We start from the raw sequence: 25211 nt of genomic DNA on the forward strand, positions 1-25211 counted from the left end.
AGCTCCATCGCTCGCTCGTGCGTCCGAACACCACCAACGACAAGGGATTTATTCCGCCACGCCGTTGCAACGCGTATGCCCGGTGTGTTTTCCGACACCCTCGCCTGGGTGGTCATCCTCCTGTTCGGTGCGGGCGTCGTGCTCGAACGGTACGACGAGCGTGCCGCACGGATCACCACCACCGGTGCGTGGGTGTTGTTCGCCCTCTTCTGGCTCCAGCTCATCCCCCACTTCATCTTCGAGCACAAGAGCTACGTCGAGGGCATCCTCACCATCGTCGCCGTCCCCGCCAGCATCTACGCCGGCTGGCTCCTGTATCAGGGCCGTTCGACGCTCATGATTCTCTCGCGTGCCGTCGCCGTGATGGGACTCGTCTATCTCCCGTTCGAGACGATTCCAGCGATTACGGTCGCGGGCCTGACCATCCCCGCACCACGACGCTTTCTCATCCAGACCGTCGCCGACCAGACGGGGTTCATGATGAGTCTGTTCGGCTACAACCCGGAGGTCGTCATGGGAACCGAGAGCGGCTACCCGAGTGCGTTCCTCTTTACGACGCCCGAGGGTCACCGGCTGCACTTCGAGATCGTGCTGGCCTGTACCGGTCTCGGGAGCATGGCCATCTTCGCGGGACTCATCGCTGCCGTCCGGGCACCGCTCTCGCGGAAGCTCCGCGCACTGGCCATCTCGATGCCCATCATCTACGTGCTCAACCTCGCGCGGACGACGTTCATCGGCGTCACCTTCGGCAACCAGTATCTGCAGTTCTTCGTCGACGAGGTGCTGTTCCTCTTCGGTTCCAGCGACCCCTACATGGTGTCGTGGTTCATCTCCGACCGCATCATTAGCCAGCTCCTGGCCGTGGTCGTCCTCGTCGGGCTGACCTACGCCGTCGTCCGCGAGCTACCCGAACTGCTCGTCGTCATCGAAGACGTCCTCTACATGGTGACCAAAGAGGAGTACGACCTACAGGAGGCACTCGACGTCCGTGTGCCGCGCGCCGACGGCGGCGAACAGGTCGACGAGTAGCGGAGAAGAACGAGACGACTCTTTTCGACGAGCAGTGACGGCAGTTACAACGGCTCCAGCAAATCCGACGGACAGCCACCGAGCTGCTCGAGTGCCTCGGCTTCGACGTGGTGGAGGTCTCCGGGAATCACGAGCATGTGGAGTGGGTCCCCGAAGTCACGTTCTGCGAGTGCGGAGAGTTTGTCGGCGGCGACGAGCGGGTCGGGACTTCCGGCGCGGGCGACGACGACGGCGACGGTGTCTTTCCAGCCGTCGGCGAACATCTCCGCCGCCGTCGAGGCACTCATGTACTCGTCGCGGTGGGCCTTGATGTCGAGATAGACCAGCGTGTGGAGGCCGCGTTCGAGGTTCGCTTCGATGCTGTCGATGACAGATTGGGGAACGTCGTCACCGCCGTGGGCGTAGGGGAAGGGGAGCGTGACGGCTTTTCCGAAGCGGTAGTTCTGCAGACCGGTCAGACCGGATGCCGCCGACTGTGCGGTCACCCCGTGGATGACGCGCGTCTCGATACCGCGGTCGATGGCTCGGAGCCGGAGGTCGACGTGCGTCGTCGAGATCATCGTATCGCCCGCGGTGAGGAAGGCGACGTCCTCCTCCTCGGCGGCGTCGAGGATGGCTTCGGGGTCCTGTTCGGTGCCCGCGCGGTCGCGGACTTCGATGTCGACGTCGTGGTGGGCGGCGAGGTCCTCGACCGTCGTCCCGATGAGTTTGCTGGTGTAGAACTCTGCGAAGGCGCGGTCGGCTGCGCGGAGTGCCTCCCGTCCCTCGACAGTGATGGAGCGTTCGTCGTAGAGACCGAGTCCGATGAAGGTGAGCATACGTGCTCTCGGCCGCGGGGATTCATAAGCGGCGCGTGTTCGGTGTCGTCGGAGACGTCACTCCTCGTCGGGCGAGTCGACGTGCCGCTCGCGGTGGAGCCTCCGGGCTTCTTCGGGTGTGACGGTCAGCCACTCGTCGTCGACATGGAGCTGGACCATCCCTTCGGGGACGTCGACGTCGACGTCCTCAGTGTGGGCGTCGACGAGATGTTCGACGTACTGCTCTCGTGCGGCCGCGGCTGCGGGGGCGAACGACCGCCACGCACAGCCCGGCCGGGAACACCGGTACATAATCTCTGCCCTGCGGGAAGCGACTGCGGGCTAAAACGGTTCTGAATGGGTCAAGCCGTCACCGACAGGGATTCAGAGTGCGGTATCGCACTTCGGGCAGGCGTCGGGATACTTCCGGCCGTCGAAGGAGGGGAGACCGAACTCCGGCTCGGCGAGTTCGGTCCGCCGGACGCTCTTGCCGCACTGCGAGCAGGTCTTCATGGCGTGTGCAGTGGTAACGAGGCTATTTGAACCCCTCGGCCGGGGGCAACAGAGGTAACGGACAGGGGGTTCCGCGACCACACCGTTATTCTCTCCGCCGCGCTGGAGATAAGACGTGATCACGCCTGTCGCGTCCGACGGGGACTACTCGACACTACGAGCACTCCTCTCGGACTACCACGAGTGGATGCACGAGCACGCTGGCGACGTCTACGGCCCGGACGCCGAGCTCCGTCACGACGTCGAGTCACTGGCCGACGACCCCGAGTCGTGGGCGTGGATCGCCTCCCACGACGGGGAGCCCGCGGGCTGTGTCCTCCTGTACGGAACCGCTGGCGACGTCGCCGAGTTCAAGCGGCTGTGGGTCGACCCGGCCGCCCGTGGTTCCGGTCTCGGCCGAGCACTCGTCGAGACGGTCGCCGAGAAGGCCCACACGGAGGGCTACGAGACACTCGGTCTCACGACGCCACCGTGGGCGACGGCCGCACACGAACTCTACGAGTCACTGGGCTTCGAGCGGACACCGCCCTACCCCGAGACGCGGCTTCCGGAGCAGTTCCACGACGAAGCGTTGTTCATGCAGCTGAAGCTGTCGGCGACAGAGGAGTGAGAGCCGAGTGGGTAGATGAGAGAAGTAAGGCACACGGAAAGGCGTCGCTGGACGAGATGGGTTGCGCGAGAAGAGCCGGTGGAGGGATTTGAACCCTCGGCCTATTCCTTACGAAGGAATCGCTCTGCCAGCTGAGCTACACCGGCGCGTGCGGACACGTCGGCCGTTCCAACGCATCTCTTCCTACCGCGAATACCTCAATAAGGGTTCCGGAATACGGCCACTGTGACGCGGTGGGCCATGCCACGGCCGTCGCCTCACGCCCGTCGCGTCAGGCGAACGTCCAGACAGACGTTGTACTCGTGGGGGGCGTAGGAGCGGACGGTCTGCTCTCCTAAGACCTCGACCTCGTATTCGGGTTCGGCGGCGGCGCGAACCGCAGCCAGCCCGGGACCGAACGGGTCGTCCTCGTGTTGGATGTCGTAGAGGTGCAGGACACAGTCGTCGCCCGCGACGGCGACGGCGGTGTCGAGGAAGTCGTCGGCACTGTGTGGAAGGTTCATAATCACGCGGTCGGCCCAGTCGGTGTAGTCGGCGGCGACGTCGCGAACGTCGCCGTGGACCGCAGTCACGCGGTCCGCGACCTTGTTGCGGCGGGCGTTCTCGCGGAGATACTCGACGGCCGCCTCGTTGAGATCGACACCGACAACCTCGGCACCCCGTGCAGCACAGGGGATGGCGAAGGGACCGACACCGGCGAACATATCGAAGACGTGCTCGCCCTCGTGGACTTGTTCGACGACGCGGTGGCGTTCGGTTGCGAGCCGTGGCGAGAAGTAGACGGAGGCGATGTCCAGGAGGAACTCGAAGCCGTACTCTCGGTGGACGGTCTCGGTGTCGTCGCCGACGAGGACGTCCCAGTCGCGGACGCGAAGTTCGCCCTTGATCTTCGAGGCGCGGTTGACGACCGTCTCGGCGCGGATGTCCGATTCGACGAGCGCGTCGGCGATGGCCTGGGCACGCTCGGGGTCGTCCTCGTCGACGATGACGATGTCACCGAGGCGTTCGTAGCTGGGTTCGAAGCCGAGGACGTCTTCGGGGAGCGTCCGGCCCTCGCGTGCTGGGGCGTCGTAGTCGACGACGTCGTAGTCGGTGGGGACGGCGGTCGCGTCGGCGACGGGGATGTAGAGGACGCCGTCGTCGACCACGATGTCGTGGCCGTGGTCAAGGAGGTCCGCGTCGGCGAGTGTCCGACGAGTCGCCTCGCCCTCCTCGCGCGGGACGCGGACACAGGGTACGTTCATGTTCCGACCGACGCGGCCGCTGCGAGTAAGGCTGACGTTTTCTCAGTTCAGCGGTGGACGGCAACCGCGTGGACGACAGCGGTGGCGAAGAGCGCGAGCGCGAGGACCGTCGCGTAGACGAGCCCCGGGAGGAGGTCGAAGGGGTAGAGCCCCGCCCACGCGACGCCCGCGAGCAGGAGTCCGACGGCGGCGAACCCGAAGTAGTAGTTCGACCACGGCGTCGGCCGCGTCGGCTTGTCGAGGTAGACGGTGAGTGCCTCCGCGCGCGGCGTGAGCGTCAGATTCTCCCACGCCCGTTCGGCCTCGATGAGACCGGCGTCTTGGAGCATCGGGAGATGCGTCTGGTGCAGCGAGGTGTAGACACGCTTGCGTTGCTTGTAGGTCACCGCTTCGGGGGTGACGTCGTTCTCCCACGCGGCGATGCGCTCTGCGAGGTCTCGGATGCCGACCGGCGTCTCGGTCATCTCGTCCGTACTGAGGAGGGCGAGCACGTCCCGCCGCCGCGCGTTCGAGAGCGCGGAAAACACCGTGTCTGCGGTGAGGTCTGCTGGCTGTGTTTCGGGCGGGAGGGTGGTCGCGACGGATGTGCTCATATCTCACACAGTCTTGGCAAGAGACAGTATGTATGGACCCGTTACTGAGCGTCAGCAACTGCCTAGCGTCCGCATAGACACGGCCTACCGTTCGGTCTTCGTCGGCCGGTTCGGGGGGTCCGCGGCTCGGAGCCGACTCAGAACAGCGGATCGACCGTCTCGGCCACGGCGTCGAGTGTCGGTGGGACCGACGTGTCTGGACCTGGCAGCCGCAGATCCCCCGCACGCCGTGACTGTGCGGCGGCGGCTGTCCAGAGGTCGTCGAGCCGGGGGACGTGGCGCACGCCGGAGAGCAGCAACGTACACGTCAGCGTGTCGCCGCCCGTGTCGCGGACGTCGCCGCCGACGAGGCTCACACCCACCTCGTCGCGTAGCCACCGGTCGGCGTAGTCGACGCCGTGGCGTGGGCGCGTCTCGGGAGGGCCGTCGAGGACGAGCCACGCTGCCTCTGCGACGGGTGGCCGGGACGCGAGCGACGTGTCCTCGCCCGTTGCGACGCGTCGCACCGACCACCGGCCGACGTGCGACGGCGACACGCCGAAGGCTGCATCGCGGACGACCCGGACGACCGCCATCGTCTCCCGACCCGTGGGTCGCCTCCCGCGGAGCCGCGCGAAGAGCCGTCGCTCGGCCGGAAGCCGCGCCTCGGAGAGCACGGACAGCCGTCCCGCCGCGAGCACCGAGGAGACCGTCGCCGCCACGTCGGGGCGGAAGACGGCGATCTCCTCGCTGTTCGAGTTGTTGGAGGCCGCGTCGGCTGGTTCCCGCTTGCCGGAAGCGTCGCTGACGCCGTCGCGGCCATCGCCGTCGACGCCGCCGTGTTCCTGCCACGCCGATAGCGGCCGACTGTGGGGACCTCCGCCCCCGAACACTGCCGCGACCCGACGCGCGAGCGTCGAGACATCCGAGCCATGACAGCCGTCGCCCGTGTCGACGACGAGGCTGTCGACCTCGCGGACGAAGGTCACGAGCGAGCGAGCAGTGTCGTAGGCGGTCGATTCGTCGGCGTCGCGGGCGGGGAGGACGCCGAGTCCGTAGACCGGTCGCGAGAAGAGCCGGGTGAGAGCGCGGGCGACGACGGGCGCGCCACCGCCGCCGGTTCCGCCACCGAGGGCGGCGACGACGAGGAAGGCGTCCGCGCGATGCGAGGGGAGACAGTCGACCCCGGCGAGAATAGCGTCGAGGTCTTCGGCAGCGATGCTCGCGGCGAGTTCGTTGTCACCGTCGACGCCCGCACGGGCGGGATACGCCGCGCCGACGACGACGCGGTGGCTGGCCGGGACGGAGCGGAGACCGGCGACGTCCGCGACTGCCGTATCCACCGCGATAGCACCAGCGACGAGGCCGCCACCGTGTGCCCGGTCGTGTGCGACCAGCGCGTCGACGACAAGTCCGCCTACGCGTCCGACGCCGATGAGCGCGAGTTCCAAGAGTTCTCTCGGGAGAGAAGCGAGCGACAGCGAAGAGTACTCGCCGCATACTCGGAACGCGACTCGTTTATACGCGTGCTACCCCGAGTGGTCGCTATGTCGCTCGACAGCGACCCCCGATTCCCCGATCCACAGCCCGGCCCGTCGGCGCGTCGGCTCGCGTTCAGACTCGGCTGTACGGCCCTGTTCTCGGCACTGTTGCTCGTGCAGTTCCGGGGGCTGGTCGCGACGGCGATTCCCCTTCTCTGGCCGCCTGCGGACCCGCTCTCGCGGTGGCTCGGCTTGGTGACCGTGCTGGTCGGCTCCTTCTTCGTCCTGCCGGGTGTGGTCGGCTCGCTCGTCGCCGACTTCGTCTACGACCGCTATCTCGAAACCGACGGGTGAGAGCATGTCGTCGAGGGCCGCGCCGCGTTAATCGTCCGTTTCGGCAGACACTCCGGAGCGACGGCCGCGCTCGACCGCGTCCGTGACCGCCCCGAGCACCGCGTCGGGCGCGACCGTCGTCGCATGCGAGCGCAGCCCGTCGTAGATCCGCGCGGCCGACTCGCCAGCGTAGTTGCGCTCGGCGAAGGGTCGCGTCTCGACGAGGACGAGTTCGTCGGCCGCGCGGGCGGCTTCGAGGTTCGCCACGTTGCCCTCGCCGACTTCCACGTCGACGACGAGCGTCGCGTCCGCGCGTTCGACGTGGTCGATGACCGTCTCGCGGGCGGCGGCGTCCACCGGGGCGAAGGGGTCGACCGTCACGACGTCGAGACCGAGCTGGCGGGCCGTCTCGGTGTCGGAGTCGCCCTCGTTGAGCGCGCCGACGGAGACCTCGTAGCCCGCCGCCGAGAGGAGATAGAGGTAGCGCGCCGCGCTCCCGCCGCCGCCGACGACGTGGACGCGGCCCTCGGCGTCGCCCGTCGCACGCTGCTCGGGCAACGCGGTGACGTAGACCGATCCTGTGACGGGGTGCTTCGAGACCACCGCGTTGGCCCCGAAGGCGCGTTCGAGCGTCTCCTCGGTGAGGACCGAGGCGGGGTCGCCCGCGGCGAGGACAGAGCCGTCGCCGAGGAGTAGGAGGTCGTCGCAGTAGTGCGCCGCGAGGTTGAGGTCGTGGATGGCGGCGACGACGGTCTTGCCGTCGTCGACGAGGTCGCGGACGAGTTCAAGCGTCCGCACCTGATGGTTGATGTCGAGACTCGCGGTGGGTTCGTCCAGCAGGAGCAGCGGCGTGTCCTGGGCGAGCGCGCGGGCGAGCAGCACTCGCTGGCGTTCGCCGCCGGAGACGGCCGTGACGGAGCGGTCTGCGAACTGTGTGACGTCCGTCCGTTCCATCGCGCGGTCGACCGCGTCGTGGTCTTCCCCCCGCATTCCGCCGAACCGCGAGAGGTAGGGCGTCCGGCCCATCTCGACGGTCTGGCGGACGGTGAAGTCGAACGCGAGGCTCGTGTCCTGTGGGACGGTCGCGACGTGGCGGCCGACCGCCTTCGCCGACAGCCCCGTAATCGTCTCACCGGCGACGCGCACCTCGCCCCGGTCGGGCGTGAGCGCGCCGTTCAGTGCTCGGAGGAGCGTGGTCTTGCCCGCGCCGTTGGGACCGACGAGACCGACGAACCGGCCCGCGTCGGCACTCGCGGTGACGCCGTCGAGGACGCGCACGCCGCCGAGGGAGACGGCGACGTCGTCGATTTCCAGAAGCTTGCTCACAGCTGATGCACCTCCTGTCGCCGCAGGAGATAGAGGAAGAAGGGCGCGCCGATGGCGGCGGTGACGATGCCGACTGGCAGCTCCGCGGTGCCCGCACGGGCGATGGTGTCGGTGGCGACGAGGAACGAGGCCCCCGCCAACGCCGAGGTCGGGAGGAGAATCCGGTGGTCGGGACCGACGACGAGCCGGAGGATGTGCGGGACGATGAGACCGACGAAGCCGATGACGCCCGTCACGGAGACGGCGGCGGCCGTGACGACGCTGGCGACGGCGAGGAGCAGTTTCTTCGTCCGGGCGACCTCGATACCGAGGCTGTGGGCGTCTTCTTCCCCCAAGAGGAGGACGTTGAGGTCGCGGGCGTGCGCGAGCAGGACGACGAAGAGCACGGGGACGAGGGCGGCGACGACGAGCACTTCGCTCCACGCGGTGCTGTCGAGATGGCCCATGAGCCAGTAGACGACCTGTCGGAGGCTCTCGCCGCTGTGCAGGAGCATGAACGAGGTCACGGCTCCCAAAAGCGTCTGCACCGCGACGCCCGCGAGCAGGAGCGTCGCGACGGGCGTCCGGCCGCCTTCGGTCGCGATGAGATAGACGCCGAAGGCCGTCACGAGCGCGCCGATGAAGGCCGCGCCCTGCAGTTGGAGACCGAACGGGAGCGCGAAGGGGACGACGATGGAGAAGACCGCGCCCGCGGCCGCGCCGGAGGAGACGCCGATGATGGAGGGGTCGGCCATCGGGTTGCGGAAGAAGCCCTGCATCACCACGCCCGCCGAGGCGAGCGCGAAGCCGACGACGGCTCCGAGGACGATGCGGGGGAGGCGAATCTTCATGACGATGGTCGAGTGGGTGTCTTTCACCGCGAAGTCGAAGGGGTGGACGACGCTCACGTCGGGGGCGGGAACCGGAACCGAGAGACCGACGAGCGAGACGTCGGCGACGGAGAAGGCGACGCTCGTCGGCAGCGCGACGGCGTTGAGGACGGCCTTCGCGACCGTCTCTGCGGGGATAGAGACCGGGCCGATGCCCGCGCTCACGAGGACGACTGCAGCGAGCAGGCCGGTGAGGGCGAGCGACCAGACGCCGGTCTTCGTCGTCACGCGCATACTACGAAAGCCTACTTGCATTAGATAAATACTTATTGGATTAGTGAGTCCGACCCGACGATGCGTACCACACGAGCGATGTTGATCGCGCTTCTCGTGACGCTCTCCGTCGTCGGTGCTGGTCTCGGGCCAGCCACGGCGGCAGCGTCGGCGAGCGTCCAGGAGCAGACACAGTGTAGTTTCCCGTTCACCGCGACCGACGCGACCGGGACGGAGATAACGGTAGACGAACGCCCCGAACGCGTGACGACGCTCAACCCGAGTGCGGCCCAGACGATGTGGGAGATCGGCGGCCGCGAGCAGGTCGTCGGCCTCTCGCAGTTCGCGCTCTATCTCGACGGCGCGGAGTCGAGACAGAACGTCTCGGCGGCCGGGTTCGGCGTCAACAACGAGAAGGTCGTCGGCACCGACCCCGACCTCGTCCTCGCGCCGAACTCCATCTCCAACGAGACGGTGCTCGCGCTCCGTGACGCCGGGCTGACGGTCTTCCGCTTCGAGTCGGCCACCTCCATCGAGGCAATCGAGGCGAAGACGACGCTGACGGGGCAGCTCACCGGCAACTGTGCGGGTGCTGCGGAGGCGAACGCGTGGATGACCCAGAACGTCGACGCCGCCCAGACGGCCGTCGAGGGCGCGGAGCGTCCCCGCGTCATCTACCCCCTCGGCGGCGGCTTCGTCGCCGGTGACGAGACGTTCATCGACGCGATGATCACGGCCTCCGGCGGCAGCAACGTCGTCGCCGACTTCGGTCTCGCGGGCTATCCCGAACTGAGCGACGAGGAGGTCATCGAGTCGGGGCCCGAGGTCGTGCTCATCTCCACGCCGGGCGGTGCCGCCATCCTCGACTCGGAACCCTACGCCAGCACGCCCGCTGCGGAGAACAACCGAACCGTCTACGTCGAGCGGAACTACCTCAATCAGCCCGCACCGCGGAGCGTGGTCTACGCGGTCGGCAACATGACGGCGGGCTTCCACCCCGACGCCTACGGTGGGGCACAGTTCGTGACGCGTGCGGAGGTCGCGGCGTCGATGGAGACGGACGAGCCGACCGAGACGACCCAGACGACGACCACGCCGGCACCCGTCGACGACACGCCGGCAACAGCCGAACCGACGGACGCGACGAGTCCCGGGTTCGGTGTCGCGGCTGCCGTCCTCGCGCTCGTCGCGACGACGCTGCTCGCCACCCGCCGTCGCTGACGACTCGACTCTCTTTCTCGCACGCGACGCTTCGTACTCTCCCGTCGACGACTGCCCAGCGACTGGTACGGGCGGGACTGGAAGGGGCCGCGCTGTCGACGAACCCCGGTACCTCAAGCACCACAACGAGCGAAGCGAGTGAGGAGCGCAGAGTGTGCCGCGGGAGTCGACAGCGCGGGGGCTTCCGAGGTGTTCTCGGCGGTTCCCACGACACTCCCCCTGGAAGCAGACCAAGCACCACCCCAGAATAGCGGACCACAACCGTATTACGGCCGGGTCACGCCAGTTCGGATATGGTCGAGAACGTCATCTACCCCGCCTACATCGACGCGGAGTTGACGCGGTCGGAAGGGCGACGGGTCCCCCTCGATAACGCCGTCGAGGAGCCGACGGTCGAGGAGATCGCGAAGGCAGTCCAGCAGGTCGGCTACGACGCCATCGTCGAGCGCGACAAGACGTACTCCCGCGAGTACGAACAGCGCGGACGCGTCCTCGTACAGGGAGCGGACGATTCGAGCAAGAACGACCTCGTGGCCGCCGTGGCGGCCTACGTGGGCATCCTCCGGGACTGATGCAGCGCGTCGGCACCGTCTCGAAGACGGCACAGAACCTCGCCATCATCCACTGTGACGGCGAGGACCACCCCGACATCGGCACGAGCGTCGTCGACGAGTCGCTCTCGCGGGTCGGCCGCGTCGTCGACGTCTTCGGCCCGGTGAGCCAGCCCTACGTCGCCGTCGCGACCGACTCGGGCGTCCTCCTGACCGATTTGTTGGGACAGAAGCTCTACGCGCGATAGGGAGAAACGCAACCACCAAACGTTCCGCGGCCGAACGGCCCGTATGAACTCCCGCACGTACTGGGGCGTCGGCCTCGCCGCCCTCATCTTCCTCCTCGTCCAGTTGGGCGCGCTGGCACTCGTGCCCTCGTTCGAGGCCGCCGGCTACCAGACCGTCGAGGACCCCTCGGACCCGACGAACAGCCTCTACTACATCGCCGCCATCCTCGTCATGACGGGGTTCATGCTCGCGGCGTTCAAGTACAATCTCGACCAGGTCATCCGCGGCATCATCATCCTCACGAGCGGCCTGCTCGCGTGGTACGTCTTCAACGTCCTCGTCTCGCCGGTCGTCGCCGTCGCGCTCGCCGTCGCCGTCTCGGTCGCGCTGCTCGTCTACCCCGAGTGGTACGTCATCGACACCGCGGGCGTGTTGATGGGGGCGGCCGCGGCCGCGCTGTTCGGCATCAGCTTCGGTCTCCTGCCCGCCGTCGTCCTCCTCACGCTGCTCGCGGTCTACGACGCCATCAGCGTCTACGGCACCGAACACATGCTCGACCTCGCCGAGGGCGTGATGGACCTCAACATCCCCGTCGTGCTCGTCATCCCGCTCACGCTGTCGTACTCGCTGTTGGACGCACAGGCCGACGCGAAGGCCGAGGAATCTGCCAGCACTGCCACCGACGGTGGCGACACAGCCGACGCCAGCGACGCCAGTGACGACGCCGAAGTCAGTGCTGACGCCGCCGAAGTGGCCGACGACACCGAGTCCCGCGGCGAGGAGGTCTCGCCCGACGCCGACGAGCGCGACGTCTTCTTCATCGGTCTCGGCGACGCGGTCATGCCGACCGTGATGGTCGCAAGCGGTGCGTTCTTCCTCGACGCCGGCAACCTCGGGCTCTCCGTCCTCCCGGCACTCAACCTTCCTGCCCTCCTTGCGATGGTCGGGACGTTCCTCGGACTCGGCACGCTACTGTGGATGGTGATGAAGGGCCGTGCCCACGCGGGACTTCCGCTGCTCAACGGCGGTGCAATCGGCGGCTACCTGCTTGGTGCGGTGCTCTCGGGCGTCTCGCTCGTGCAGGCACTTGGTCTCGGGCCGTATCTCTGAGGGAGAAACAGTCGCTTAGTCGTCCGCGCCTTCGCGCACCTTGACGGCCATGCCGCTGTCGAAGTCGAGAATCGCATCCGCAGAGAGTTCTGCGCGACCGACGGCGAGCAGGTCGCCACGCTCGTGGACGACGGCCACTTCGTCGCCGGGGCGAATCTCCTCGTCGACGTCGCAGACGAACTTCGCGAAGACGTTCTTGCCGTCGCGGACGAACGGTTCGCTCTCGTCGTCGACGACGACGCGGTTCGCCAGTCCGTCGCGGGCGGCGACGAGGCGGGCACCGCCCTCGATACCGAGCGTGAACCGGCCGTCGGTGCCGTAGGAGACGACGCGGTCGTCACCGGCGTGAATCTGGCGGGGGCGGCCGCTGGTCGACCGCGATACCCGCAACTGCTCGTCGGCAGGAAACAGTCCGTCGCCCGCGCCCGCGCCGAACTGGTAGTCGGCAACGGTCCGTAGGTCGGCGAGATCCTCGGCGTCACTCATGGCGCGTCGTTGCCGACGCGCGGTGAAAGCGGCTTCGGATGCGCGTGGCGAATCAGAGCAGGAACGTGTCCTCGCGCTCGGACATGTCGATGAAGGCGTCTGCGGCCTCGACGAGTTCGTCGGCGGTGGAGTTCTTGAACGCCGCGACCTCGATACGAACCCCTTCGTGACGGAGATGCGAGCAGAGCCGGGCGAAGTCGCCGTCGCCCGAGCAGAGGACGACCGTGTCGACGTGGTTCGCGAGCGTGACGGCGTCCAGCGCGATGCCGAGGTCCCAGTCGGCCTTCTTCGACCCGTCGCCGAAGGTCTTGATGTCCTTGATCTTCGCCTCGAAGCCGATGTCGACGAGCGCGTCGAAGAAGCGTTCCTCGTCGGGCGACTCCGCACGGATGACGTAGGCGATGGCCCGCGTCAGTTCCCGGCCCTGCACCGACTTCTCCAAGAGCGAGGAGTAGTCGATGTTTCGTGAGTAGAGACTCTGGGCGGTGTGATAGAGGTTCTGCGCGTCGGCGAGGACCGCGACGCGCTGGTTCGGGTGAATTTCAGTCATTACTCGGCCAGTCCGGGCGGAGCGCCATAGAAGCTTCGTCCACGCCCCGTCCGGGTGGTCTCGGACGGCTCCGATTCGGAGCCCCACGAGCCGCGACAGACGCCCCGGTTCGTGTCACCACGGGCCATGGCAGGCAGTTCTGGTGCGTGACGTAAGTTATAATATCGAGAGTCACAGTAGCCTAAACGTGATTCACGCCGTCGTTGCGTCGGGCACGCCCCGGACAACAGCGGCCGCGTTCGCTTTTCTCAAAAAACGTCCGTAACCTCGCTCGCGGCAGGGGTGGCGACCCTGTCCCGGGTGAACCCCCGGCGGAGGTACGGACACGAGAGTACGACAACCAGAGACAGGACACATGACACGCACACACTTCAACGGGGTCTATCCGGCGATGACGACGCCGTTCACCCCCGACGGCGACATCGACTTCGAACAGCTTCGAACGGACGCACAACGACTCGTGGACGCCGGTGTCGACGGGCTGGTCCCCGTCGGCTCGACCGGCGAGAGCGCGACGCTGACGCACGACGAACACGTGGAGGTGGTGGAGGCGGTCGTCGACGAGGTCGACGACGTCCCCGTCATCGCCGGTTCCGGCTCGAACTCCACGCGGGAGGCACTCGAACTCTCCAAGCGCTCGGCCGACGCCGGTGCCGACGCACTGCTTCTCATCTCACCCTACTACAACAAGCCCGAACCGGCCGGGATGTACGAGCACTACCGGACCATCGCCGACGAGGTCGACGTCCCCCAGATCGTCTACAACGTCCCCTCGCGGACGGGCCGCAACATCGCGGTCGACACCGTCGTCGAGCTCGCGAGCCACGAGAACATCGCGGGCTACAAGGCAGCCAGCGGCGACCTCAACCGCGTCTCGGAGGTCGTCGAACGCACGCGCGACGAGGCCTTCGACGTCCTCTCGGGCGACGACGGACTGACGCTGCCGGTCCTCTCGGTGGGCGGCACGGGTACCATCAGCGTCATCGCCAACATCGAACCCGAACGGACCTGCGCGCTCGTCGGTGCCGCGCTCGCGGGCGACTACGACCGTGCGCGGGCCATCCACCACGAACTCGGCCCGCTGACCCGCCAGCTGTTCGTCGAGACCAACCCCATCCCGGTCAAGGAGGCGATGCAGATGCGCGGCCACGGCAGTGCCAGAATGCGGCCGCCGCTGTCGCGGCTCTCCGAACAGCACCGTGACCGGCTCCGACAGCTGCTCGCGGAACTCGAGGGCGACGTGGAACCCGTGGAGGCCGAGCGATGACACGCCTCGCGGTCACCGGCGCCGGCGGGCGCATGGGCCGCGAGGTCATCGAGGCCGCGAGCGAGCGCGAGGACGTCGAGGTCGTCCTCGCCGTCAACCGCAGCGACGTCGACGCAGTCGCTGGCGTCGCCGTCGAGGACGCGGCCGACTTCGCGTCGCTCCTCGCCGAGCGCGATCCGGACGTCGTCGTCGACTTCACCGGGCCCGAGTCCAGCCTCGACTACGTCGCCGCCTGCGCCGAGACCGGCGTCGCCGCCGTCGTCGGCACGACCGGCTTCGACGAAGACGGTGAGGCCGCACTCGACGACGCGAGCGAGTCGGTGCCGCTGCTCAAGGCGTCGAACTTCGCCCGCGGCGTCGCCGCCTTCCGGCAGGCCGTCCGCGAGGCGGTCGGCTCGCTGCCGGGCTACGACATCGAGGTGATGGAGACCCACCACAACGCGAAGCGCGACGCTCCCTCGGGAACGGCCAACAGTATCCTCGACGACATCGAAGAGGTCAGAGGAGACCTCACCCACCGGACCCACGGCCGCGAGGGCGACCAGCCCCGCGAGGAGGGCGAAGTCGGTGTCCACGCCCGACGCGCGGGCGACATCACCGGCCAACACGAGGTGCTCGTCGCGGGCAACCACGAACTCCTCGAACTCACCCACCGCGCAGAGTCTCGGGGCGTCTTCGCCGAAGGCGCGCTCGACGCAGCAGTCTGGCTCGACGACCGCGACACCGGCCGCTACGACTTCTTCGACGTACTCAACTAACCACGCCTCAACTACCAACACATGACGCTCCAATCTGACGTATCCGACCTGTGGCACCAGTATCAGACCGACGACCTCGCCGCCGCCGACGCAGCCGACGCGCTCGACACGCTCGACGAGTTCCTCGTCGCGCTCGAAGCGGGCGAGATCCGTGCCGCCGAAAACGACGGCGGCAGCGGTCCCGACGCCTGGACGGTCAACGAGTGGGTCAAGCAGGGGATTCTCCTCAACTTCGGCCTGCGCGAGACCGAACCGCGCGAGTACGGCGACGTCCGCTACCACGACGTGCTGCCGCTGCGCGACACGGCCGACCTCGCCGAGCGCGGAACACGCAACACACCCGATGGCACGACCATCCGACGCGGGGCCTACCTCGGCGAGGACTGCATCATGATGAGTCCCTCGTTCGTCAACATCGGCGCGTACGTCGGCGACGGCACGCTCGTCGACTCCTGTGACACGGTCGGCTCCTGTGCGCAGATCGGTGAGGGCGTCAAGCTCGGCGCGAACACGCTCATCGGCGGCGTCCTCGAACCCGTCGAGGACGCGCCGGTCATCGTCGAGGACGGCGTCTCGCTCGGTGCGGGCTGCCGCGTCACCTCGGGCTTCGTCGTCGGCGAGAACTCCATCGTCGGCGAAAATACGCTCCTGACGCCGCGCATCCCGGTCTACGACCTCGTCGAGGAGGAAGTCCTCTACGGCGAACTGCCGGCCGAGCGTCGCGCGTTCACACGCTTCGTCGAGTCCTCGCTCGGCGACCACGACCTGTTCGCCGGTGGCGCGTACAAGCCCGCCGTCGTCGCGCTCGACGTCGAGGAGGATACCATCGACGCGACCCGCCGCGAAGAAGCACTGCGAGAGTAAATGTCCGAAAACCCCGACGTCCGGCGGCTGGCAGACTGGGACGGCGAGTCCCTGCGAGCCTTGGCTGCGGAGCACGACACGCCGCTGTACGTGATGGACTTAGACCGGGTGCGCGAGAACTGCGAGCGGCTCAAGTCGGCGTTCCCGGACGAGGAGGTCCGCTACGCCGTCAAGGCCCACACCGGCCGCGCCGTCCTCGAAACAGTCCGCGAGGCCGGACTCGCCGCCGAGTGCGCCTCGGCGGGTGAAGTGATGCGCGCATTCGATGCGGGCTACGAGGGCCACGAGGTCCAGTACACCGCCGTCAACCCGCCCGCCGTCGACCTCGACTACGTGGTCGACGCGTGGGAGGAACATCCCGACCTCACCATCACCGTCGGCGCGGCCGACACGGTCGACCGCCTGCGCGAGCGCGGCTTCGACGGCCGACTCTGTGTGCGAGTGAATCCGGGTGTCGGGGCGGGCCACCACGAGAAGGTCCAGACCGGCGCGAACGCCAAGTTCGGCGTCCCGTACGACCGGGTGCCGGACCTACTCGCCGAGGCCCGAGAAGACTTCGACGTCGTCGGTATCCACGCCCACGCCGGCAGCGGCATTTCTGGAGATGACCTCGAGAACCACCGCGAACTCGTCCGGCGGATGGGCGAGTTGGCCCGCGACGTCGGCGAGCTGGAGTTCGTCGACGTCGGCGGCGGCTTCGGTGTCCCGTACCACGAGGACGAACCGCCGCTGGATCTTGAGGCCGTCGCCGACGCGACGCGGGAGGCCATCGGCGACATCGACGCAACGCTCGCGGTCGAACCCGGCCGCTACGTCGTCGCCGACGCGGGCGTCCTGCTCACGCGGGTCAACACCGTCAAGCCGGCCGACGACACGACCGTCGTCGGCATCGACGCGGGGATGACTACGCTGCTCCGCCCCGCGATGTACGGCTCGTATCACGCGCTCGCAAACCTGAGTGCTGCCGAGGCCGACGGAGCCGACGGAGCCGACGGAGCCGACGACGACCGCGTGGCAATACCTGTCACCGTCACCGGCCCTATTTGCGAGAGCAGTGACGTACTGTGTGAAGACCGCCCACTGCCGCGGCCAGCCCGTGGCGACCTGTTCGCGATCGGTAACGCCGGTGCCTACGGCTACGAGATGGCAAGCACCTACAACTCGCGGCCCCGACCGGCGGAAGTCGCACTCGAGTCCGGTGACTCCCGACTCGTCCGCCGACGTGAGCAGTTATGCGAACTGACCGAGCTGGAGGACCACGTATGAGTTTACAAGCAGACCCCACTGTCTCTTTCGAGAAGTACCACGGAACGAGTAACGACTTCGTCATCGTCGACGCCGACGAGTTCGTCCCGAACCGCTACGCCTTCGCGACCACCTACTGCGACCGCGAGGGCGGCGTCGGCGTCGACCTCGACATCGGTCCCGACGGCCATATCGGCGCGGACGGCGTGCTCTTTCTCGCCTTAGAGGAGAAGTATTCGCCACCGCGCGTCATCATGACGCTCGTCCAGCCCGACGGCTCGACGGCCGCGATGTGCGGCAACGGCGCGCGCTGTGCCGCCGCGTGGGCCGCCGAACGGACCGGCGCGAGCGAGGTCATGGTCGACACGCAGGCGGGCACCCGCCACGCCACCGTCGACGGTGCGGACATCACTATCGAGATGGGCGTGCCGTCGTTCGAGCCGCGAGACGTGCCGCTGGCCCGCGACGAACCGCTCGTCGACGAGGACGTCGAAGGCCTGCGAGTGACGGCCGTCAACACGGGCGTCCCCCACGCCGTCGCGTTCGTCGACGACGTCGACGACGTCGACCTCGAAGCCGTCGCTCCCCCTGTCCGTCACGCGGACGTCTTCCCCGAGGGCGCGAACGTGAACGTCGCCTCGGTAGGCGAGGACGGCATCCGACAGCGGACCTTCGAGCGCGGCGTCGAGGGCGAGACCCAGTCCTGCGGTACCGGCGCGGTCGCCATCGTCGCCGCCGCGAAGCGGCTCGGACTCGTCGACGCGAACGAGCCGGTCACCGTCAGCCCGCCCGGCGGCGACCTCGAAATCACCGTCCCGGACGACGCGCCCGCGACGCTCCGTGGTCCCGTCGCCCACGAGTTCGCCGGCGAACTCGCCCGCGACCCGTCGGCCGACCAGTGAGCGCGACGTTCGACCCGGTCGACTTCCTCGTCGAGGCCGTCCCCATCGACTCGACCGACGAGGCGGTCGACGAGATGCGGGAGTTCCTCGTAGAGACGCTCGCGGCCCACGGCGTCGAGGCGACCGTCGACGGCGCGGGCAACACGGTTGCGACGAAAGGGTCGGGCGACGCGGACGCGCCACATATCGTCCTCAACACCCACATCGACACCGTCCCGCCGCACGTCCCCCTCGAACGCGACGACGCGGCGGGCGTGATTCGCGGCCGTGGCTCCTGTGACGCGAAGGGACCGCTCGCCGCACTGCTCTCGGCGTTCTTAGCCACGGACCCTGGCGACGCCGGACGGCTGACCCTCGCTATCACCCCCGACGAGGAGGTGCTGTCGACCGGCGCGGCCGCGCTCGACCTCGACGGCGATATGTACATCGTCGGCGAGCCGACCGGTCTCGACGTCTGCAACGCGGCGAAAGGGCGGTTCCAGGGAACCATCACGCTCTCGGGCGTCGCAGCCCACGCTGCCGAACCCGAATCTGGTGTCAACACAATCTTCGCCGTCGAGCAGGTGCTCTCGGTGCTCCGCGCGTTCGACGCCGACCGCGAGCCGCATTCGTCGCTCGGGCCAGCGACACTCACACCGACCACCATCGAGGGCGGCTCCGCGACGAACCAGATTCCCGCCGACTGTCGCATCGTCGTCGACCGCCGGACCATCCCGCCGGAGACGGCCGAGAGCTTCCGCGACGCGCTCGCGACCCAGTTGCGCGCGGCCGTCCCCGACGACGTCGGCGTCGACTTCTCACTCACCGACCGGCCGACGCCCTTCCTCGAAGCCTTCGCGACCGACGCCGACGACCCGCTCGTAGAGACGTTGGCCGCGGCGGCCCGAGAGGCGAGCGAGACGACCGGACGGACGGGTGGGACGGTTCGGCCGTTCACCGCCGCGACGGAGGCGTCGTACTTCGCGCCCGCCCCGACCGTCGTCTTCGGTCCCGGCGACCTCGCCGACGACGAGGGAGCCGTCGCTCACGCCGAGCGCGAGTACGTAAAAACCGAAGACGTGCGAGCCGCAGCGGCAGCCGTCGAGTCGACGCTGGGCGATCTGTTCTGAGGTTTTCGAGGAAAATTTCACTGAATGCGGTGGGTCGGCCACGACCACGAAATGCGGTGGGCCGACCACGACCACGAAATGCAGTGAGTCGACCACGGCCGCGAGAACTTGTTCGTCGTCCATCCTAACACAGAGCGAGGGCAGCGCGTCGCACGCGCACGCACCAGACCGGCCGTGACTACTCGGCCGGCGTGTCGGGCGTGGCACCGTCCGGGCGGTACACCCGGCCACCGCCCGCGGCTGGCGACTCCTCGCCCGTGCCGTGGAGTGCGAGGAACGCCCAGAGCGCGAGCGGCGAGACCGCCGCCGCGAGGAGACCGCCGCCGACGACGTGGAGACCGGTCACCTGCGGCAATGCCAGTCCGGCGGCTGCGTCGTCGCCGACGAGCAACGCCCCCTTCATCCCCATCGCAACGTGGGGTTCGCAGGCGTACTTGACGACACCCCGGTCGGTAGCGACGTACTCGTAGACGTGACCGGCGTCACCGGTCAGCTCGCTGGCGAAGGAGCCGTCGGCCGCGGCGACGTTGTGGACGCCGCCCGCACCGGTCCAGACGAAGCGGACGGTGGTTCCGGGGTCGACCTGCACGGCTGCGGGTTCGAAGCCGAACGCACCGCCGTTGCCCGACGCACCGACTTCGACGGTGACGGTCGACTCGCCGCGGCGGTCGACGGTGCCTGCGAAGTTGTCGACGGTGTCGAACCAGTCGCCGTAGACGGCGGCCGGGTCGGCCGCGCCGTCGCCCGCGCTGGCACTCACCTCGACGCCGGGCACGTCGCCGACGACGACGACACCTTTCATCCCCATCGGCGCGTGCGGTTCACAGGCGTACTTCACGACGCCCTCGGTCTCGGCGACGTACTCGAACGTCTCGCCAGCCTCGCTCAGCAGGTCGCTGGCGAAGCTGCCGTCGTCGGCGACGACGTTGTGCATCCCGCCCTGGCCGGTCCAGACGAAGCGGACGGTCGTCCCGGGGTCGACCTGCACCGCCGCCGGACCGAAACCGAACGCCCCACCGTTGGCGTTCGTGCCGACTTCGACCAGCGCGACCGCTTTCCCGCGGGCGTCGACGACGCCGTCGTAGTTGTCGACGTTGTCCAGCCAGCCGTCGAAGGTCTGGGTTGGGGACTCTTGGGCCGCGACCGATCCGACAGCGGGTGTCAGCGAGGTCGCTCCGAGCGCGAGCCCGGCGGCCGCGCCCGTCCGGAGGAAGTGTCTGCGGCTGACACTCATAGCTCGTACCCCGCGTAGTCCATGACCTTCCGGAAGACGTCGGAGTCCATCGCCTCGGTGTAGACCGTCGCGGTCAGCATCCCGCCGGGGTAGGAGTTGCCGTTGCGGACGTGGTCGACCTTGTGGCAGTGGATTGGGTAGATACCCGGGTCGGCGTCGGCGACGAACTCGATGGTGTAGCGCTCGGCCGGGGCGACGTTGACGACGTCCTGCAGATACTGGAGCGGCTCCGGCATCGGCGAGCCGTCCTTCTCGACCACCTTGAACCGGTGGTTGTGCGTGTGCATCGGATGGCTCATGAAGCCCGCGTTGACGAGATGGATGCGGACGGTGTCACCCGAGTCGACGATGACCGGCGACCCCATCTCGGGGTTGAGCGTGTACGGTGCGGACCGGCCGTTGATGGTGAAGACGTCGCCCATGCGGTCGGGCAGCGAGTACTTGACGTTCTCGCCGCCGTACTGCCGCGAGAGCCGCGAGTCCCACTCCTTGACCGTCATGAAGTACTCCTTGTCGGCCTCCTCGTAGCCCGCGGGGTCGACCCGGAGGATGCCGTACATCCCCATGTCCATGTGGAAGGGGGTGTTGAAGTGGCAGTGATAGAGGTGGGTCCCGGCGACGTTCGCGGGGATGGTGTAGGTGTGCGTCTCGCCCGGCATGACGGTGATGCCCGTCGTGGTCGGGACGCCGTCGTCCATCCACGACTTGCGCACGCCGTGGAAGTGCAGCGTGTGTGGATGCACGTTGTCGGTGTTGTCGAGGGTGATCTTCAGCTCCGTCCCCTCGGTACAGCGGAGGACCGGACCGGGGACGGAGGGCGTCCCGTCGTTCGCCTGGAACGCCCAGACGACGGGGAGGGTGACAGGCCCGTTCATCGCCTGTCCGGGGTGGGCCTCGTGGCGCGCCGTGACGGTCCGGAGCGTCACCTCGCCGCCGAGTTCGTCGAGGTCGACGACCTCGGGCTGGCCGGTCAGCGGGAGGTCGGCCGTCGACGCCGACAGCGAGTCGGCACCACCGGCGGCGGGGACCTGCGCAGTGGGAGCATCCATACAGCCAGCGACCGCGACGGCACCGGTCGCGCCGGTGGCCTTGAGGAAGTCGCGTCGTGAGATTCCGGTTCCGGGGGCACCGATTCTGTCACTGTTCATGACTCTACCGAGGAGTGGGATATCGATATAGCCGAAAGCTGGTTCTCGGCCGCTGAGAAACGCCGTGAAAAGTGGGCCTTCGAGGTCGTCGGTGTGTGGGGTCGGAGTAGTCGAGGCTGTCAGCGCGGGGCCGAATTAGTCGAGGTCGTCGACGAGGTCACTCGCAACGCCGGTGTAGGTCGCTGGTGTCAGCGCGAGCAGTTCCTCGCGGACGCTCTCGTCGACGTCGAGGTCGGCGAAGAGGTCGTGGAAGTCCTCGATGGTGACGTTGCGGCCGCGGGTGAGTTCCTTGACGCGCTCGTAGGCAGCGGTGTCACCTTCGCGACGGAGGATGGTCTGGACGGCCTCGCCGATGATTTCGGGCGTGGATTCGAGTTCGTCGCGCATGACCTGTTCGTTGGGGACGACCTTGTCGAGGCCTTTGGTGGTCTTGCCGTAGCCGATGAGACAGTGCGCGAAGGCCGCGCCGATGTTGCGCTTGACCGTCGAGTCCGAGAGGTCACGCTGGAGCCGGGAGGTGGTGACGTAGTCCGCGAGGAACGTCAGGTCGGAGTTCGCCTTCGAGAGGTTGCCTTCGCTGTTTTCGAAGTCGATGGGGTTGACCTTGTGCGGCATCGTCGAACTGCCGGTCTCGCCCTCGACGGTGCGCTGGCCGAGATAGCGGTCGGAGACGTAGAGCCACATATCGCGGTCGAGGTCGACGAGGACGTTGTTGACGCCGCGGAGCGCGTCGAAGAGGGTCGCGAGGTCGTCACACGGGTTGACCTGCGTCGTCAGCGCGGTGTGGTCGAGACCGAGCGAGGTGACGAACTCGCGGGAGAACGCCCGCCAGTCGACGTCGGGGTAGGCGGCGACGTGGGCCGCGTAGGTGCCCGACGCCCCGGCGAGTTTGCCAGATAGCTCTTCGGCGGCCTCGTTCGTGCGGGCCATCGCCTTCCCAAGGCGGGCGGCGTAGACGGCCATCTCCTTGCCGAACGTCGTCGGCGTCGCGGGCTGACCGTGGGTGCGGGCGAGCATCGGCAGGTCGCGGTTGTCCTGCGCCAACTGGGTCAGCTCGTCGCGGACCTCGGCGAGCGCGGGGAGCAGGACCTCCTCGACGGCGGGCTTGACGAGCAGCCGCTGGGCGAGGTTGTTGACGTCCTCGCTCGTCAGCCCGAAGTGAATCCACGGGTAGACCGACTCGTCGACGGCCGTGCGGAGGAAGTATTCGACGGCCTTCACGTCGTGGTTGGTCGCGGAGAACGCTTCTGTGCCCTCGACTTCGATCTGCTTGACGAGCCGAGCGTCGTCGGCGTCGAACTCCTCGTAGAGCGCGCGCAGGTCGGCGCGTTCGGCCTCGTCGAGCGTGAGCGGCGTCGCGTCGAGGTCGGCGAGTGCGAGGAGGTAGTCGACTTCCACACGCACGCGAGCACGCATGAGCGCGGACTCGCTGGCGTAGGGACTCAACGGTGCGGTTCGGCCTGCGTACCGGCCGTCGAGCGGCGAGACGGCGGCGAGTGGGTCGCTCCGCGGCAGGTCTGTCATGTCTGGAGGTGCCACAGGTGGCCGCAAAAGCGTGTCGATGAAATGTGTGCACGTACGTGGCGTTTCTACCCGAACAACACCGAGATAGAACCGGCGACGATACACCAACACGTATAGGCCTCGCGTCTCGGTCCGTCTCCGAGTCGGACTGTGACCGGTGTGGTCGCCGAGACCGCGAGGACCGCGGAGACGACGTTGATCGCGACGAACAGGAGGAGGAGATAGAGGAGACCGACGATCGCGTTTCGTCGCGGTGCGTGCGGGACTACCCCCGGCAGCACGAAGACGACCCGTTCACACCGTCGGACGCTCGCCGTGAGCCACGTCGGAACGGCCCGCATCATCGGTCCAGCGGGTCGACACCGACGGCGGTCCCAGCCGTCGGCGCGCCGAGCAACGTCGTCCGTACGGCCGCTGCGGTGTCGTTCTTCGGTGCGTTTCCTGCGGCTCCGGACGAGTCATCCGAGACAGTCTCCGTCCCGGCCGTGCCGTCCGCGCCTCCCTCGGGCGTCGACGGCTCACCCTCGCTGTTGCCTGCTGCGGTGAGTCCACTCCCCCGGCTGTGCTCGCCGTCGTCGGACCCCCCGTCGGTCCCGCCGTCGGAACTCTCTTCACCGTCTTCCGACGGTCCGCCTCCCGATTCTTGGCCTCCGGCACTCGGCAGCCCGGACGCTGTGTCCGTGTTTCCGGCATTCGGCAATCCCGCGTTCCCAGCATTCGGCGACCCGACGTTCCCGGCACCCGCCGCGTCGAAGTTCGCCGCCGCCTGGAACGTCGCGCTGGCCGTCTCCTCGTCGGTGTAGCTGGCGTACGTGGTGTAGCCGCCGACCGCACTGGCCGCGAACACGACGACGACGGCGACGAGGACGCCGAGTCGGGGCAACGGGTCGGGGTCGGTCATCCCGCCTCACCCCGGTCGGCCGGCGGCGAGGCGTCGTCCGGGGGCGTGCCGTCCCAGACGAAGACGAGCGCGCCGTCCCGCACGAAGAGCCGCTCGCCCGCCTCGTCACGGCGTATCGGCCGCCCGCACTCGGCGGCGACGTCGACCAGCGAGACCGCCGAGTCGACGACGACCCGCCGCGGACCGCCGTCGGGAAGCGACGCGTCCGTGACCGGGACGAGCGACGTGTCGCGTGGTGAGGTCTCGACGTCCCGCGCCATCGGGTCGTCCTCCTCGACCTCTTCGACCTCCTCTGCCATCCGTGAGAGGCCGCCACCGAGCAGGAGGAACCCACCGGACGCGACGGCGACGGCGACGGACCACGGCGTTCGGGTCGTGTAGGCCATCACCGCGCTGTACACCGTGAGCGCGACCAACGGGACGAGCGCGACACGGAGATCGGGCAGTTCGAGTTCGAACTCGTCGCTGTCGTTCGGGTCCTCCGGGTCGTTCGAGTCGCTTGGGTCGGCCGCCCCAGTGTCGGTCGTCGGCTGGGCTTCGTCAGTCCGACCGTCGGTTGCTTCGGCCGACGACGACGTGACGACTTTCCAGACCTCGCTCACGACGAGCAGGGCGATGGGCGCGCCGACGAGCGCGGCGAAGCCGAGTCGCGTCCCGGCGAACTGGACGACGTAGCCGACGAGCGGGATGACGAGTAGCACCTCGCCGACGACGTTCTCGGGGGCGACTGTCGGGCCGTCGCGGGCCTCGTTGGCGTCACCCTTGGTCACGAACGCCCGGCCGGTCTCCGTCTCGCGTATCTCGACGATGCGATGCGTGGTCGGTTTCGTCTCGCCGTCTCGACGGAACGTGATGACGTCACCGCGTTCGAGCGTCGAGGCACCGACGTCGTCGACGACGACGACGTCGCCTGGGCTGATGGATGGCTCCATGCTACCCGAGAGGACGGTGTAGCTCTGGTCGGCACCGACGGTCTGTGGGACCGCCTGGACGACGAAGGGTGCGAGAACGGCGAGGAGCAAGAGGACGCCGAGTGCGTGGAGTACGGTTCGAGAACTCGCCCACCCACGGCTGGCGTCGCCTTCGGCGGCCGTCTGTTCGGCTCGTCTGGGTCGTGTCATGGAAA

Annotated in this window: 29 protein-coding genes and 1 tRNA gene; 13 read left to right on the plus strand and 17 right to left on the minus strand. The window is 68.1% G+C overall.

Features of this window, described 5'->3' with window-relative positions:
• Window positions 1-75: 75 nt before the first annotated feature.
• A complete protein-coding gene (gene artA, locus BLR57_RS04945) occupies window positions 76-1029 on the plus strand; it encodes an archaeosortase A (RefSeq protein WP_089694723.1) in 954 nt (317 codons plus the stop codon).
• Window positions 1030-1073: 44 nt separating this feature from the next.
• Here the strand turns inward: artA and dph5 are convergent, their stop codons facing one another.
• The 3 genes from dph5 to BLR57_RS19840 form a co-directional block, all read right to left on the minus strand.
• Window positions 1074-1847, minus strand: a complete 774-nt coding sequence (gene dph5 / locus BLR57_RS04950; RefSeq protein WP_089694725.1) for a diphthine synthase — start codon at window positions 1845-1847, stop codon at window positions 1074-1076.
• Window positions 1848-1904: 57 nt separating this feature from the next.
• Window positions 1905-2138 carry a hypothetical protein gene (locus BLR57_RS04955; protein ID WP_089694727.1) on the minus strand — a complete coding sequence of 78 codons (234 nt, stop codon included), beginning with the start codon at window positions 2136-2138 and terminating at the stop codon, window positions 1905-1907.
• Window positions 2139-2210: 72 nt separating this feature from the next.
• Window positions 2211-2339: a hypothetical protein gene (locus tag BLR57_RS19840; protein ID WP_280140440.1), complete on the minus strand. Its 129-nt coding sequence runs from the start codon at window positions 2337-2339 to the stop codon at window positions 2211-2213.
• A 115-nt stretch (window positions 2340-2454) separates the two neighbouring features.
• Here BLR57_RS19840 and BLR57_RS04960 point away from each other — a divergent pair, with 115 nt between their 5' ends.
• A complete protein-coding gene (locus BLR57_RS04960) occupies window positions 2455-2949 on the plus strand; it encodes a GNAT family N-acetyltransferase (RefSeq protein ID WP_089694729.1) in 495 nt (164 codons plus the stop codon).
• A 73-nt stretch (window positions 2950-3022) separates the two neighbouring features.
• On the opposite strand, the gene BLR57_RS04965 is transcribed toward BLR57_RS04960, so the two are convergent.
• The 4 genes from BLR57_RS04965 to BLR57_RS04980 all read right to left on the minus strand — a co-directional run bounded on the left by BLR57_RS04965 (window position 3023) and on the right by BLR57_RS04980 (window position 6216).
• Window positions 3023-3095, minus strand: a tRNA-Thr gene (locus BLR57_RS04965).
• Between the two features lie 111 nt (window positions 3096-3206).
• Window positions 3207-4193, minus strand: a complete 987-nt coding sequence (locus BLR57_RS04970) for a class I SAM-dependent methyltransferase (protein ID WP_089694731.1) — start codon at window positions 4191-4193, stop codon at window positions 3207-3209.
• 47 nt (window positions 4194-4240) lie between these two features.
• Window positions 4241-4786 (minus strand): DUF7344 domain-containing protein, encoded by a 546-nt coding sequence (locus BLR57_RS04975; RefSeq protein WP_089694733.1) that lies wholly within the window; start codon window positions 4784-4786, stop codon window positions 4241-4243.
• A gap of 137 nt (window positions 4787-4923) precedes the next feature.
• Window positions 4924-6216: an FtsZ/tubulin family protein gene (locus BLR57_RS04980; RefSeq protein ID WP_170830559.1), complete on the minus strand. Its 1293-nt coding sequence runs from the start codon at window positions 6214-6216 to the stop codon at window positions 4924-4926.
• Window positions 6217-6312: 96 nt separating this feature from the next.
• On the opposite strand from BLR57_RS04980, the gene BLR57_RS04985 reads away from it, so the two are divergent.
• A complete protein-coding gene (locus BLR57_RS04985; RefSeq protein WP_089694737.1) occupies window positions 6313-6600 on the plus strand; it encodes a hypothetical protein in 288 nt (95 codons plus the stop codon).
• A gap of 27 nt (window positions 6601-6627) precedes the next feature.
• Here BLR57_RS04985 and BLR57_RS04990 read toward each other — a convergent pair whose 3' ends face one another.
• Both BLR57_RS04990 and btuC read right to left on the minus strand, forming a co-directional pair.
• Complete coding sequence (locus BLR57_RS04990) at window positions 6628-7905, minus strand: heme ABC transporter ATP-binding protein (protein WP_089694739.1); 1278 nt, start codon at window positions 7903-7905, stop codon at window positions 6628-6630.
• Window positions 7902-9008: a vitamin B12 ABC transporter permease BtuC gene (gene btuC / locus BLR57_RS04995; RefSeq protein WP_089694741.1), complete on the minus strand. Its 1107-nt coding sequence runs from the start codon at window positions 9006-9008 to the stop codon at window positions 7902-7904. The genes BLR57_RS04990 and btuC overlap by 4 nt, the downstream gene beginning before the upstream one ends.
• A gap of 60 nt (window positions 9009-9068) precedes the next feature.
• On the opposite strand from btuC, the gene BLR57_RS05000 reads away from it, so the two are divergent.
• The 4 genes from BLR57_RS05000 to BLR57_RS05015 all read left to right on the plus strand — a co-directional run bounded on the left by BLR57_RS05000 (window position 9069) and on the right by BLR57_RS05015 (window position 12097).
• On the plus strand, window positions 9069-10208 hold the full coding sequence (locus BLR57_RS05000; protein WP_089694743.1) for a PGF-CTERM-anchored ABC transporter substrate-binding protein: 1140 nt from the start codon (window positions 9069-9071) through the stop codon (window positions 10206-10208).
• A gap of 293 nt (window positions 10209-10501) precedes the next feature.
• Window positions 10502-10780: a signal recognition particle subunit SRP19 gene (gene srp19, locus BLR57_RS05005; protein WP_089694745.1), complete on the plus strand. Its 279-nt coding sequence runs from the start codon at window positions 10502-10504 to the stop codon at window positions 10778-10780.
• Window positions 10780-11007, plus strand: coding sequence for an H/ACA ribonucleoprotein complex subunit GAR1 (locus tag BLR57_RS05010; RefSeq protein ID WP_089694747.1), 228 nt, complete (start codon window positions 10780-10782; stop codon window positions 11005-11007). Before srp19 ends, BLR57_RS05010 begins: the two co-directional genes overlap by 1 nt.
• Before the next feature lie 43 nt (window positions 11008-11050).
• Window positions 11051-12097: a presenilin family intramembrane aspartyl protease PSH gene (locus BLR57_RS05015; protein WP_089694749.1), complete on the plus strand. Its 1047-nt coding sequence runs from the start codon at window positions 11051-11053 to the stop codon at window positions 12095-12097.
• Between the two features lie 15 nt (window positions 12098-12112).
• Here the strand turns inward: BLR57_RS05015 and BLR57_RS05020 are convergent, their stop codons facing one another.
• Together BLR57_RS05020 and BLR57_RS05025 are read right to left on the minus strand one after the other, a co-directional pair.
• Window positions 12113-12583: a PUA domain-containing protein gene (locus BLR57_RS05020; RefSeq protein ID WP_089694750.1), complete on the minus strand. Its 471-nt coding sequence runs from the start codon at window positions 12581-12583 to the stop codon at window positions 12113-12115.
• Between the two features lie 52 nt (window positions 12584-12635).
• A complete protein-coding gene (locus BLR57_RS05025; protein WP_089694751.1) occupies window positions 12636-13133 on the minus strand; it encodes a LabA-like NYN domain-containing protein in 498 nt (165 codons plus the stop codon).
• Between the two features lie 355 nt (window positions 13134-13488).
• Between BLR57_RS05025 and dapA the strand changes: the two genes are divergently transcribed.
• Genes dapA through BLR57_RS05055 form a run of 6 tightly spaced genes read left to right on the plus strand, consistent with a single transcriptional unit; the run spans window position 13489 to window position 19278 of the window.
• Window positions 13489-14400: a 4-hydroxy-tetrahydrodipicolinate synthase gene (gene dapA / locus BLR57_RS05030; protein WP_089694754.1), complete on the plus strand. Its 912-nt coding sequence runs from the start codon at window positions 13489-13491 to the stop codon at window positions 14398-14400.
• A complete protein-coding gene (dapB, locus tag BLR57_RS05035; protein ID WP_089694756.1) occupies window positions 14397-15158 on the plus strand; it encodes a 4-hydroxy-tetrahydrodipicolinate reductase in 762 nt (253 codons plus the stop codon). The genes dapA and dapB overlap by 4 nt, the downstream gene beginning before the upstream one ends.
• Before the next feature lie 21 nt (window positions 15159-15179).
• Window positions 15180-16022, plus strand: coding sequence for a 2,3,4,5-tetrahydropyridine-2,6-dicarboxylate N-succinyltransferase (locus tag BLR57_RS05040; protein WP_089694758.1), 843 nt, complete (start codon window positions 15180-15182; stop codon window positions 16020-16022).
• Window positions 16023-17288, plus strand: a complete 1266-nt coding sequence (lysA, locus tag BLR57_RS05045; protein ID WP_089694759.1) for a diaminopimelate decarboxylase — start codon at window positions 16023-16025, stop codon at window positions 17286-17288. It abuts the gene before it with no gap.
• On the plus strand, window positions 17285-18169 hold the full coding sequence (dapF, locus tag BLR57_RS05050) for a diaminopimelate epimerase (protein WP_089694761.1): 885 nt from the start codon (window positions 17285-17287) through the stop codon (window positions 18167-18169). Before lysA ends, dapF begins: the two co-directional genes overlap by 4 nt.
• Window positions 18166-19278, plus strand: a complete 1113-nt coding sequence (locus tag BLR57_RS05055; RefSeq protein WP_089694763.1) for a M20 family metallopeptidase — start codon at window positions 18166-18168, stop codon at window positions 19276-19278. The genes dapF and BLR57_RS05055 overlap by 4 nt, the downstream gene beginning before the upstream one ends.
• A gap of 178 nt (window positions 19279-19456) precedes the next feature.
• Here BLR57_RS05055 and BLR57_RS05060 read toward each other — a convergent pair whose 3' ends face one another.
• The 6 genes from BLR57_RS05060 to BLR57_RS05085 form a co-directional block, all read right to left on the minus strand.
• Window positions 19457-20512: a halocyanin domain-containing protein gene (locus tag BLR57_RS05060; protein ID WP_089694765.1), complete on the minus strand. Its 1056-nt coding sequence runs from the start codon at window positions 20510-20512 to the stop codon at window positions 19457-19459.
• The gene (locus tag BLR57_RS05065; protein ID WP_089694767.1) at window positions 20509-21660 is read right to left on the minus strand and encodes a multicopper oxidase domain-containing protein; all 1152 of its coding nucleotides are present in this window, start codon (window positions 21658-21660) and stop codon (window positions 20509-20511) included. The genes BLR57_RS05060 and BLR57_RS05065 overlap by 4 nt, the downstream gene beginning before the upstream one ends.
• A 135-nt stretch (window positions 21661-21795) precedes the next feature.
• A complete protein-coding gene (gene purB / locus BLR57_RS05070; RefSeq protein WP_089694769.1) occupies window positions 21796-23184 on the minus strand; it encodes an adenylosuccinate lyase in 1389 nt (462 codons plus the stop codon).
• Between the two features lie 65 nt (window positions 23185-23249).
• Complete coding sequence (locus BLR57_RS05075) at window positions 23250-23528, minus strand: hypothetical protein (RefSeq protein WP_139173279.1); 279 nt, start codon at window positions 23526-23528, stop codon at window positions 23250-23252.
• Window positions 23525-24085 carry a hypothetical protein gene (locus tag BLR57_RS05080; protein ID WP_089694774.1) on the minus strand — a complete coding sequence of 187 codons (561 nt, stop codon included), beginning with the start codon at window positions 24083-24085 and terminating at the stop codon, window positions 23525-23527. The genes BLR57_RS05075 and BLR57_RS05080 overlap by 4 nt, the downstream gene beginning before the upstream one ends.
• Window positions 24082-25206: a signal peptidase I gene (locus BLR57_RS05085; protein ID WP_089694776.1), complete on the minus strand. Its 1125-nt coding sequence runs from the start codon at window positions 25204-25206 to the stop codon at window positions 24082-24084. The genes BLR57_RS05080 and BLR57_RS05085 overlap by 4 nt, the downstream gene beginning before the upstream one ends.
• Window positions 25207-25211 lie beyond the last annotated feature (5 nt).

The organism is Halogranum gelatinilyticum, assembly GCF_900103715.1.
Lineage (GTDB): Archaea > Halobacteriota > Halobacteria > Halobacteriales > Haloferacaceae > Halogranum > Halogranum gelatinilyticum.